This is a genomic window from Kocuria rhizosphaerae (assembly GCF_044462265.1).
Classification (GTDB): domain Bacteria; phylum Actinomycetota; class Actinomycetes; order Actinomycetales; family Micrococcaceae; genus Kocuria; species Kocuria rhizosphaerae.
This window is the reverse complement of the sequence record NZ_JBISWL010000021.1, coordinates 97,139-108,253: the sequence shown is the minus strand read 5'-3', so window position 1 is coordinate 108,253 and position 11,115 is coordinate 97,139. Positions and strand designations below refer to the sequence as shown.

Below are 11,115 nucleotides of genomic sequence, written 5' to 3'. Positions count from 1 at the left end.
ACCATGACCACGCCTTCCCCCACCGTCCTCCGCCGTGCCGCCGCACCGGCCCTGGGTGCCGCCCTGGTCCTGGGGCTGACCGCCTGCGGCGGCGACCCCCTGGCGGAGGACGGCGGCACGGCCGACGGCACCACCGGGACCGTGACGGTCGGCTCCGCGGACTTCCCCGAGAGCCAGATCGTGGCTGAGCTCTACGCCGGGGCCCTGGAGTCCGCGGGCATCGACACGGAGACCTCCCTCGGCATCGGAGCGCGGGAGGCCTACGTGGGGGCCGTGCAGGACGGGTCCGTGGACGTCGTCCCGGACTACTCCGGCAACCTCCTGCTCTTCGCGGACCCGGAGGCCACGGCGAGCTCCGCCGAGGAGATCATGGACGCGCTGCCGGACGCGCTGCCGGAGGGCCTCACCGTCCTGGAGCCGGCCGAGGCGCAGAACAAGGACGCCATGGTCGTCACCGCCGGGACCGCGCAGGAGTACGGGCTGACCAGCATCGCGGACATGGCGGAGGTCTGCGACGAGCTGGTGCTCGGCGGTCCCCCCGAGTTCGCGGAGCGGGCCTACGGGCTGCAGGGCCTCGAGGAGAGGTACGGGTGCGTGCCGCAGTCCTTCGAGCCGATCAACGACGGCGGCGGGCCCCTGACGGTCCAGGCGCTGCTGGACGGGGACGTGGACGTGGCGGACATCTTCACGACCACCCCGGCGATCGCCGACAACGACCTCGTGGTGCTCGAGGACCCCGAGAACAACTTCATCGCCCAGCAGGTGCTCCCGCTGGCCTCGGCGGACCGGCTGCCGCAGGAGGCCGTGGACGCCCTGAACGAGCTGTCCGCCGCGCTCACCACGGAGGACCTCCTCGAGCTGAACCGCAAGGTCAGCGGGGACGACCCGGTCAGCCCGGCCGACGCCGCGCAGGAGTGGCTCTCCGCCAACGGGTACTGAGCCCTGCCGCAGGTGACGCCCCGGGACGCGAGCGTCCCGGGGCGTGTCCGTGTTCCAGGGGCGACGTCGTCGTCGGGCCACCTCGGCAGCCGTCCTGCACAGGGTTCTCCACACCCGTCGAACGGGTCCCGCGGGCCCCCTCGACGCACCGGGCCTGCTCGGGCGGGGCCGGGGGCCGGAACTCACCACGCGTTCCCGGGAGCCTGTCCACACCTGTGGACAACTCTGTGCACAGGGATGTGGAGCACGGCATCGGTCCTGTCGGAAAAGCCGTGGGCGCATCAGTATGCTGTGGTGCGGAGCAGTCCCGCCGTCCGGCGGGGCGGTGTCCGTGACCATCCGAGGGCTCGTCGTCAAGGAGGATCTCGAGCTCGGAGACCGCGCCCGCCGCTGGTGCGGACGACCGAGGGAGCTAGTGTGTCCAACACCGTTACGCCCGGGATCCCGGGCCTGTCGCCGGAGAACCAGGCGCGTGTCGTCACGGCGAGCGTCCGCGACCGGATGCGTGAGCGACGTCCCGAGGCGCCCGGACGAACCGGGTGGGAGGACTTCGACCGGCGGTTCGACGAGCACTTCCCACGGCTGACGCTCCTGTTCGCCGAGATCTACGGGCACCGTGAGGACTTCCTGGACCAGCTCGCCGAGCTCGGGCTGCAGCTGGCGCGCTCCTGGGCCGAGCGCCCGGAGGACCTGAAGGCCCTCGACGCCCGGCGCGAGCAGGATCCGTCCTGGTTCGGCTCGCGGCAGATGCTCGGCGGCGTCTGCTACGTGGACCGCTACGCCGGCGACCTCCAGGGCATCCGGGACCAGATCCCGTACTTCCGGGAACTGGGCCTGACCTACCTGCATCTCATGCCCCTGTTCGAGGCGCCGGAGGGCAACTCGGACGGCGGTTATGCCGTGTCCTCCTACCGTCGCGTGGACCCCCGGCTGGGCACCATGGAGGAGCTGGCGGACCTGAGCCGGGAGCTGCGCTCCCACGGGATCAGCCTCGTGCTGGACTTCGTCTTCAACCACACCTCCGACGAGCACGAGTGGGCCCGGCGGGCCGCGGCGGGGGAGCAGGAGTTCGAGGACTACTACTGGATCTTCCCTGACCGCACCGTCCCGGAGCAGTTCGAGCGCACCACGCGCGAGATCTTCCCCGACGACCACCCCGGCTCCTTCACCCGCGTCCGCGCGAGCGAGGACGACCCGCGCTGGGTGTGGACCACGTTCTACTCCTTCCAGTGGGACCTCAACTACACGAACCCCGCGGTGTTCCGGGCCATGGCCGCCGAGCTGCTGTTCCTGGCCGCGCAGGGCGTCGAGGTGCTGCGGATGGACGCCGTGGCCTTCATCTGGAAGCAGCTCGGGACCGCGTGCGAGTCCCTGCCCCAGGCGCACGTGCTGCTGCGCGCCTACAACGCCGTGTGCCGCATCGCCGCGCCCTCGGTCCTGTTCAAGTCCGAGGCGATCGTCCACCCGGACGAGGTCGTGCGCTACATCGAACCGGGCCAGTGCCAGCTCTCCTACAACCCGCTCCAGATGGCCCTCACCTGGGAGGCCATGGCCACCCGGGAGCCGAAGCTGCTCGCCCAGGCGCTCGCGGAGCGCCACTCGCTGCCGCCCGGCACGGCATGGGTCGACTACGTCCGGGGCCACGACGACATCGGCTGGACGTTCTCCGACGAGGACGCCGCCCGGCTCGGCCTCCAGGGGCACGACCACCGGCGCTTCCTCAACGCGTTCTACACCGGGCGCCACCCCGGCAGCTTCGCCGACGGCGTCCCGTTCCAGGAGAACCCGCGAACGGGCGACTGCCGCGTCTGCGGGACGACGGCGTCCCTGCTCGGCCTGGCCACGGACCCCGGCCCCGCGGTGGACCGGATCCTGCTCGCGCACTCGGTGGCGATGAGCACCGGCGGCGTCCCGCTGCTGTACCTCGGGGACGAGGTGGGCCAGCTCAACGACCCCGCGTGGGACCAGGACCCCGCCCACGCCGGGGACGCCCGCTGGGTGCACCGGCCGCTCCGACCGGCCGAGGACTACGAACGGCGGCACGAGCTGTTCTCGGTGCAGGGCCGGATCTTCGGCGGCATCCGCCGGATGGTCGAGCTGCGCCGCAACGCCCCGGAGTTCGACGGCAACGCCCTGATCCCCTTCGACGCCCGCAATCCGCACGTGCTGGGCTACCAGCGGCCGGGGTCGAACACCATGGTGCTGTGCCTGGCGAACTTCTCGGACTGGTCCCAGTTCGTCACCGGGGAGACCCTCTCCGGCTTCCTGCCCCTGGCCACGGAGCTGCAGGGGGACGACGAACTGGACCTGCGCCACGGTCTGCTCCTGGACGCCCACGGGTTCCTGTGGATCCGCGTCGTCCCGAAGCACTGACCCCGTGGGGGCGTGGACCGTGCTCGTGCTCTCGGGCGTGCTCGAGGCGGTCTGGGCCTCCGCGCTGGCCGCCTCGGACGGCTTCCGCCGGCCCGGCCCGGTCGTGGTGTTCCTCGTGGCCGCGGCCGCGAGCCTGCTGGGCCTCGCCCACGCCATGACCACGCTGCCCACGGGCACTGCCTACGCCGTGTGGGTGGGCATCGGTGCCGCCCTGACCGTGGCGTGGTCCATGCTGACCGGCCGCGAGGCCGCGACGCTCGTCAAGGCGCTTCTGGTCCTCGGCATCGTCGTCTGCGTGATCGGGCTGCGTCTTGCCGGTTGAGCGGCCGCCGGCCGGGTCGTGCCGGGACGAGCGCTCCCGGGCCTGGGGGCTGCTGGTGCTCAGCGGGGTGCTCGAAGCGGTGTGGGCCACCGCGCTCGGGGCGTCGGCGGGCCTCGGCCGGCCCGGTCCCACGGCCCTCTTCGCCGTGACGCTCGTGCTGAGCATGCTCACGCTGGCCCGTGCCGCCCGGGTCGTGCCGATGGGCACGGCCTACGCCGTGTGGACCGGGATCGGCGCCGTGCTCACGGTGGCCTGGGCGGTGGGGACCGGGCAGCAGGTCCTCTCCTGGCTCCAGGCGGTGTTCCTGGCGGGGATCGTCGCGTGCGTCGTGGGCCTGAACGCCGCCGAGCACCGGGGTGCCGCGCAGCACCGGGTCGTCGGCGAACGCCGGAGCGTCGAGGAGCCGCCGTGACGCCGGTGTCCGGCGCGGCCGCTCCGAGGGCCCCCGGCGCCAACCTGATGCTCGTGCTCGTCTCGACCATGGCCGTCGGTCCGGTCCTGACCCACAGTCTCTCGGCCATGGCGCCGCTGGTCATCGAGGACCTGGCGATCACCGAGGCGCAGTTCGGTCTCCTCGCGGCCGTGACGTTCTTCGTCGCCTCGGTCACGGCCGTGCGCACGGGCCGGTGGGCCGACCGTCTGGGCGCGCGGACCCTGCTGGCCGTCATGTTCGGCGGCGCCGCCCTGGCGATGCTCGTCTCCGCCGCGGCGCCCGGCTACGCGGTGCTGCTGGTCGCCATGGTCCTCTCCGGGCTGGGCCAGGTCATGGCCAACCCTGCCACGAACCGGCTCATCCGGCTGCACGTGCCCGCGTCCCGGCGTGCGAGCTGGCTCGGGATGAAGCAGGCCGGCGTGCAGGCGTCACAGTTCGTGGCCGGACTCGTCTTCCCGGTGCTCGGGCTGGTCCTCGGCTGGCGGATCGCCGTCGCCCTGGCCTCGGTGGCCGTCCTGGGGCTCCTCGTGCACGGCTGGTTCACGGTCCCGGTCAACCACGGCGGCACCCCGGCGCCGACGTCCGCCCGCGGCCGGGCGGCGACCCGGGGCCTGCCGGCGATCCTCGGGGGCCGGACGGCCTCCGACCGGGGCCGGGCCCGGATGCCCGGTGTGGTCCACGCGTACGCGGCCGCCGCCGCGCTCATGGGCCTGGGCATGCAGGCGTCCAACGTCTACCTGCCCCTCTTCGCGCACCGCGCCCTCGGCCTCGACCTCGTCACGGCAGGGGCCACGGTCTCGGTGGCGGCGCTGCTCGGCATGGCGTCGCGGGTGCTGTGGGCGCGCGTCATGGACCGGCCGGGGGCGGACGGCTTCGTGCTGCTGCTCGTCATGGCCCTCGGATCCGGGGTGGGAGCGGCGCTCATGCTCGTGGCACCGCTCCTCCCGGTCCTGGCCTGGACGGTGTGGCCGGCCGCCGTGCTGCACGGGAGCGCCGCCCTCGCCGCGAGCGTCGTGGTGATGTCCGGGGCGATCCGGGCGGTGAGCGCGGAACGGGTCGGCGCCTCCTCCGGCGTGGTGACCATGGGCCTCTACGCCGGCTTCTGCACCGGCCCGCTGGTCATGGGCGGTCTGCTCCAGGCCACGGGCTCGTTCGCCGTGGGGTGGGGCGTGGTGCTCGTCTGCTACCTCGCGTGCGCGGTGCTCGCCCTGTTCGTCCGTTCCCGGTCGAGGAAGCGCGGCGGCTGACCTCGGCCCGGAGGTTCCCGCCGCGGGGCCCGGGTGGCCGCGCGGGATGTTGCATGACATGTCGATGCTGCTTCTCAACAGGTTCTCCACAGCCCTTGTCCACAGCGTGGAAAACTTCCACGGGTGGAATTACGTACCTCCCGCACCTTTTCGCCCGGTGGTGACCAGGGGCGACAGCGGAGGGCACCGATCAGGGGTACACACGTTCTATTTCTTCACAGGATCGTCCACACCTGTGGACAACCTTCTCCACCGGCTGTGCACCACCGGCTCCCGGCTCCGGTGTCCGGGCCGCTCACTACAGTGGTGCGTGCGGCAGGAGAACATCCCCACTCCGCCCGTGCCGCCGGCCCGTTCCGGGCAGGGCCCTGGGGACACGGAAGGAACGAGAATGACCGGCTCCCCGACGTTCCGGCTGGTCGACACCGTGGTCGTCGCGGCGGACCCCCGGCTCGTGGAGCGGTTCCTGCTCGATCCCGGGTGCTTCGCCCGGTGGCACGGCATCCGGGACGAGAACTTCCACGTCAGCACGTCCGCCCTGCAGATCGGCACGTCGATCGAGTCGGTGGTCCGGCTGGGGCCACTGCGCTTCGGCTACGTGAACATCGTCTCCGAGCACGTCCCCGGCCGTCGACTGGGGATCCGCACCACGCGCGGGCTCGCCGACCTCGACGCGTGCATCTCGTGGGAGCCGGCCGAGGGCGGGACCCGGATCGAGAAGGTCGTGGACGGGCGTTTCACCGAGGCGAAGGCCTGGCTCTGGCCGCTGCTCGCTCCCGCGGTCCGGCACCGGGCCCGGAAGGTCCTGGAGGACCTCAAGGTGCTCGTCGAGACGGGCGACTACGTCTTCACGGTCCCGTCCCAGCTGACTCCGCACCCGCCCCGCTGTCCGCACGAGCACCCGCCCGACATCATCTGAGACACGCGCGCCACCGTCTCCCCGCGGAACCGTACGCTGGTGGCGGAACCTCCTTGACCCCCGCGCGCGCGTGGGACGAGTGTGGAACCACACGACAGCTATCGAAAGGATTCTCCTATGGCCGAGAAGTTCACGCTTCCCGATCTTCCCTACGACTACGCGGCGCTCGAGCCCCACATCTCCGCGAAGATCATGGAGCTGCACCACGACAAGCACCACGCCACGTACGTGGCCGGTGCCAACACCGCCCTCGAGAAGATGGCGGAGGCCCGGGCGAACGGCGACGGCGCCGCCGCGGCCAAGCTGTCCAAGGACCTGCAGTTCAACCTGGGCGGTCACGTGAACCACTCGGTGTTCTGGCAGAACCTCTCCCCGGAGGGCGGCGACAAGCCGACCGGCGAGCTCGCCGCGGCGATCGACGAGTTCTTCGGCTCGTTCGACGCCTTCCGCAGCCATTTCACGGCCGCCGCCACCACGATCCAGGGCTCCGGCTGGGCGATCCTCGCCTACGAGCCGGTCGCGGGCAACCTGGTCATCGAGCAGATGTACGACCAGCAGAACGGCGTCCCCGTGGCGACCATCCCGCTGCTGCAGCTGGACATGTGGGAGCACGCCTTCTACCTCGACTACCAGAACGTCAAGGCGGACTACGTCAAGGCCTTCTGGAACATCGTGAACTGGGCCGACGTCCAGACGCGCTTCGAGAAGGCGCGCAGCGGGGCCTCTTCCATCATCTGATCCCGCTCCCGCCCGGCCGGCGTCCCGCGCCGGCCGCACAGGGCCCCCGGACCGCACGCGCGGACCGGGGGCCCTGTGCTGTCGCGGAGGGGTCGTGCCCTCGCGGGGGAGCCCTGTGCCGTCGCGGAGGGGGATCCACCGGCCGCGCACGATGCCCAGTCACCCGCCCACCGGCTCCGTGGGGCACAATGTCGGGGAACCTGTTCGCACTCAAGGACGAGAGCACGAGGACCACGCATGAGCGACGACACCCAGCAGCCCGGCCCGATCACGCACGAGGAGATCTTCCGCAACCACGAGGGCGGCAAGCTCACCGTGGTGTCGAAGTTCCCGTTGAAGACCCGCCGCGACCTGTCCATCGCCTACACGCCGGGGGTCGCCGAGGTGTCCCGCGCCGTCCACCAGGACCCCGCCATGGCGAAGACCCACACGTGGGCCGGACGCCTGGTGGCCGTGATCTCGGACGGGTCCGCCGTCCTGGGCCTGGGCGACATCGGCCCCGCGGCCTCCCTGCCCGTGATGGAGGGCAAGTCGGCGCTGTTCCGGGAGTTCGGGGGCCTGGACTCCATCCCGATCGTGCTCGACACCCAGGACGTCGACGAGTTCGTGCGCACGGTCACGCTGCTGCGCCCGACCTTCGGGGCGGTGAACCTCGAGGACATCTCCGCTCCGCGCTGCTTCGAGATCGAGCAGCGGCTGATCGAGGAGCTCGACATCCCCGTGATGCACGACGACCAGCACGGCACCGCCGTCGTCGTCCTGGCCGCCCTGCTCAACGCGGCCCAGCTGGTGGGCAAGGACCTGGCGGGCCTGAAGGTCGTGATCGCCGGGGCCGGAGCGGCCGGGATCGCGATCACGGAGATCCTGCTGGCCCAGGGCATCGCCGACGTGGTGCTGATGGACTCCCGCGGGATCGTCTCGAGGGAGCGGGACGACCTCAACGCGATCAAGGCAGACTACGCCGCGCGCACCAACCCGCGCGGGCTGATCGGCGGGCCGAAGGACGCCCTGGAGGGCGCGGACGTGTTCGTGGGGGTCTCGGGCGGGAAGATCCCCGAGGAGTTCCTGACCGAACTGGCCGAGGACGCGGTCGTGTTCGCCCTGGCCAACCCGGACCCGGAGATCATGCCGGACGTGGCGGCGAAGTACGCCTCCGTGGTGGCCACGGGCCGGTCGGACTTCCCGAACCAGATCAACAACGTCCTGGCCTTCCCGGGCATCTTCCGCGGCGCGCTGGACGCCGGGGCGCGGCGGATCACCGCGGCCATGAAGCTCGAGGCCGCCCGGGCGATCGCGGCCATCGCCGCCGAGGACGGACTGAGCCCCGACTACATCGTGCCCTCGGCCCTGGACGGGCGGGTCGCACCGGCCGTGGCCCAGGCCGTGGCCCGGTGCGCGCAGGAGGACGCCAGGTCCTGAGGATCCGGCCGGCCGGCCACGAGATGCCGTGGCCGGCCGGGACGGACGTGGTCGCTCGCGGGGCGGGCCGCCGGCCGCGGCGGCTCAGGCGTAGAAGCGGTTGAGGAAAGTCGCGACGACGGCGGGCCGCTCCTGACCTTCGATCTCGATGGTCCCGTCGGCCACCAGGTGCAGGCCGTTGCCCTTGACCTCCTGCACGTCGGTGATGGTCACGGTCATCCGGATGCGCGAGCCCACCGTGACGGGAGAGGTGAAGCGGACCTTGTCGAGGCCGTAGTTGACCTTGGTCTTCACCCCGGTCACGTCGAAGAGCTCGGACCACATGGGGATGAGCAGGGACAGGGTGAGGAAGCCGTGGGCGATCGGGGCGCCGAACGGGCCGTCCTTGGCGCGCTCGGGGTCGACGTGGATCCACTGGTGGTCGTCGGTGGCGTCGGCGAAGGTGTTGACCTGCTCCTGGGTGATCTCCCGCCAGGCGGAGTGGCCGAGGTCGGTGCCGATCAGGTTCTTGACCTCGTCGAAGGCGACGACGGTCCGGGGCTGGCTCTGTGCGGTGGTCATGGCATGTCCTTCGTGTGCTGTGGGTCGGTCGGTACTGGTGGAGCGGGCGGGCCGGTCGGCGTTCAGACGAACGCCCCGGTGCCGGTGATCGAGCGGCCGACCACGAGCGCGTTGATCTCGTGGGTGCCCTCGTAGGAGTACACGGCCTCGGCGTCGGCGTGGAACCGGGCGACGTCGTGGGCCAGGGTGATGCCGTTGCCGCCCACGAGCTCGCGGGCCAGCGCCACGGTCTCGCGCATGCGGAGGCTGATCCACATCTTCGCCAGGGCGGAGTCCTCGTCCCGGTAGACGCCCTCCTCCTGGCGCTCGGCGAGACCGGCGACCATGGTCAGCGACGCCGTGACGTTGCCGAGCATGCGGGCCAGCTTCTCCTGGACCAACTGGAAGCCGGCGATCGGGCGCCCGAACTGCTCGCGGGCCCGCACGTAGCGCAGGGCGGCCTCGTAGGCTCCGGCCTGGATGCCGGTGGCGATCCACGCGACGTCGGAGCGCATGGCGCGCAGCATGGCCGCGACGTCCTTGAACGAGTTCACGTTGCCGAGCCGCTGGGACTCGGGCACGCGGGCGTCGTCGAGGCGGATGTCCGCGTTCTGCATCATGCGCAGGGAGGTCTTGCCGTGGATCTTCTCCAGGCGCACCCCGGGGGCCTCGCGGTCCACCAGGAAACCCTTGACCTGCCCGTCGGCCTCGTCGCGGGCGAAGACGGCCAGGTAGTCGGCGGTGAAGGCGCCCCCGATCCAGCGCTTGGCGCCGTTGAGCACCCACCCCTCGCCCTCGCGGCGGGCGGTGGTGGCCAGGCCGCCGGCGATGTCGGAGCCGTGCTCCGGCTCCGTCAGGCAGAACACGCCGGTCATCCCGAAGGAGCGGATGCCCGGGTCCCACTCGGCGAACTGCTCGGGCGTCCCGCCCACCCGGCAGGCCGTGCGGAACAGCCCGGCCTGGGCGGTGTAGAACGTGGCGATCGACGCGTCGGTGCGGGCCAGCTCGAAGATCCGGAACCCGTGGTAGAGCGAGCGGGGAGCCCCGCCCTCGGCGGTGAGCTCGGGCGGGGCCATGAGGTCCAGGCCGTACAGGGCGGGGGCGATCTGGTACGGGAACTCGCCCGCCTCCCAGTACTCGGCGAGCAGGGGCCGCGCCTCGTCCTCGAGCACCCGGCGGAGCCGGCGCAGCGGGGCCTTCTCCGCCTCGGTCAGTTTCCCCTCGATCCCGTACGGGTCGCAGTCGGGGTACAGCCGGGCGCCCTCCGCGGCCGCGCTCATGCCCGGTCCAGGCCGAGCAGGCGCACGGCGTTGTCCTTGAGGATCTTGGGGCGCACCTCGTCGGTGAAGGACTGGTGCTGGAAGTCCCCGAGCCACTTCTGCGGGGTGATCAGCGGGTAGTCGGTGCCGAAGAGCACCTTGTCCTGGAGCATCCGGTTGGAGGCCTTCACCAGTGACTCGGGGAAGTACTTCGGGGACCAGCCCGAGAGGTCGATCCACACGTTGGCCTTGTGGGTGGCGATGGAGTTGGCCTCCTCCTGCCACGGCACCGAGGGGTGGGCCATGATGACCTGCAGCTGCGGGAAGTCCGCGGCGACGGCGTCCAGCAGCAGCGGGTTGGAGTAGGCGAGCTTGATGCCGCCCCCGCCGGGCAGGCCCGCGCCCATGCCGTTCTGCCCGGTGTGGAACAGGGCGGGCACGCCCAGGGCCTGGATCGCCTCGTAGAGGGGGTAGAACGTCCGGTCCGAGGGGTCGAAGCCCTGCAGGGAGGGGTGGAACTTGAACCCCTTGACGCCGTGGCCCTCCACGAGCTTCTTCGCCCGCTCCACCGCCGCGGTCCCCTGGTGGGGGTCCACGGAGCCGAAGGGGATGAGCACGTCGTTGTTCCGGGCCGCGCCGGCGGCGATCTCCTCGATCGAGTTCGGCTCGTGGCCCAGGGCGGTGGTCGCGTCCACGGTGAAGACCACCGCGGCCATGTTCCATTCGCGGTAGCGGGCGGCGATGGTGTCCAGGGACGGGGAACGGTCCTCGCTCTTGAAGTACTTGGCGGAGGCCTCGGTGAGTGCTGCGGGCAGGGACGGGTGCCCGTGGTCGGAGCACTCGATGTGGACGTGCATGTCGATCGCGTCCAGGGACGCGAGGTCGAGACCGTATTCGTAGGCCATGGTGGTCCTCCTGGGTGGTGG

11 protein-coding genes are annotated in these 11,115 nt (G+C 71.6%); 8 read left to right on the top strand and 3 right to left on the bottom strand.

Annotated elements, in window-relative coordinates; all coding sequences use genetic code 11:
- Window positions 1-3: 3 nt before the first annotated feature.
- The 8 genes from ACH9EU_RS03010 to ACH9EU_RS02975 all read left to right on the top strand — a co-directional run bounded on the left by ACH9EU_RS03010 (window position 4) and on the right by ACH9EU_RS02975 (window position 8,390).
- The gene (locus ACH9EU_RS03010) at window positions 4-939 is read left to right on the top strand and encodes a glycine betaine ABC transporter substrate-binding protein (RefSeq protein ID WP_396412451.1); all 936 of its coding nucleotides are present in this window, start codon (window positions 4-6) and stop codon (window positions 937-939) included.
- 501 nt (window positions 940-1,440) lie between these two features.
- Window positions 1,441-3,312 carry an amylosucrase gene (locus ACH9EU_RS03005; protein WP_396412480.1) on the top strand — a complete coding sequence of 624 codons (1,872 nt, stop codon included), beginning with the start codon at window positions 1,441-1,443 and terminating at the stop codon, window positions 3,310-3,312.
- Between the two features lie 4 nt (window positions 3,313-3,316).
- Window positions 3,317-3,634 (top strand): SMR family transporter, encoded by a 318-nt coding sequence (locus ACH9EU_RS03000; protein ID WP_396412450.1) that lies wholly within the window; start codon window positions 3,317-3,319, stop codon window positions 3,632-3,634.
- Window positions 3,624-4,046, top strand: coding sequence for an SMR family transporter (locus tag ACH9EU_RS02995; protein ID WP_396412449.1), 423 nt, complete (start codon window positions 3,624-3,626; stop codon window positions 4,044-4,046). Before ACH9EU_RS03000 ends, ACH9EU_RS02995 begins: the two co-directional genes overlap by 11 nt.
- Window positions 4,043-5,314, top strand: coding sequence for an MFS transporter (locus ACH9EU_RS02990; RefSeq protein ID WP_396412448.1), 1,272 nt, complete (start codon window positions 4,043-4,045; stop codon window positions 5,312-5,314). Before ACH9EU_RS02995 ends, ACH9EU_RS02990 begins: the two co-directional genes overlap by 4 nt.
- A gap of 391 nt (window positions 5,315-5,705) precedes the next feature.
- Complete coding sequence (locus ACH9EU_RS02985; protein WP_396412447.1) at window positions 5,706-6,233, top strand: SRPBCC family protein; 528 nt, start codon at window positions 5,706-5,708, stop codon at window positions 6,231-6,233.
- Window positions 6,234-6,350: 117 nt separating this feature from the next.
- The gene (locus ACH9EU_RS02980) at window positions 6,351-6,971 is read left to right on the top strand and encodes a Fe-Mn family superoxide dismutase (RefSeq protein ID WP_396412446.1); all 621 of its coding nucleotides are present in this window, start codon (window positions 6,351-6,353) and stop codon (window positions 6,969-6,971) included.
- Window positions 6,972-7,208: 237 nt separating this feature from the next.
- Window positions 7,209-8,390, top strand: coding sequence for a malic enzyme-like NAD(P)-binding protein (locus tag ACH9EU_RS02975; RefSeq protein WP_396412445.1), 1,182 nt, complete (start codon window positions 7,209-7,211; stop codon window positions 8,388-8,390).
- Window positions 8,391-8,474: 84 nt separating this feature from the next.
- On the opposite strand, the gene ACH9EU_RS02970 is transcribed toward ACH9EU_RS02975, so the two are convergent.
- The 3 genes from ACH9EU_RS02970 to ACH9EU_RS02960 all read right to left on the bottom strand — a co-directional run bounded on the left by ACH9EU_RS02970 (window position 8,475) and on the right by ACH9EU_RS02960 (window position 11,094).
- A complete protein-coding gene (locus ACH9EU_RS02970; protein WP_396412444.1) occupies window positions 8,475-8,951 on the bottom strand; it encodes a MaoC/PaaZ C-terminal domain-containing protein in 477 nt (158 codons plus the stop codon).
- A gap of 62 nt (window positions 8,952-9,013) precedes the next feature.
- On the bottom strand, window positions 9,014-10,210 hold the full coding sequence (locus tag ACH9EU_RS02965; RefSeq protein ID WP_396412443.1) for an acyl-CoA dehydrogenase family protein: 1,197 nt from the start codon (window positions 10,208-10,210) through the stop codon (window positions 9,014-9,016).
- The gene (locus ACH9EU_RS02960) at window positions 10,207-11,094 is read right to left on the bottom strand and encodes an amidohydrolase family protein (RefSeq protein ID WP_396412442.1); all 888 of its coding nucleotides are present in this window, start codon (window positions 11,092-11,094) and stop codon (window positions 10,207-10,209) included. The genes ACH9EU_RS02965 and ACH9EU_RS02960 overlap by 4 nt, the downstream gene beginning before the upstream one ends.
- Window positions 11,095-11,115 lie beyond the last annotated feature (21 nt).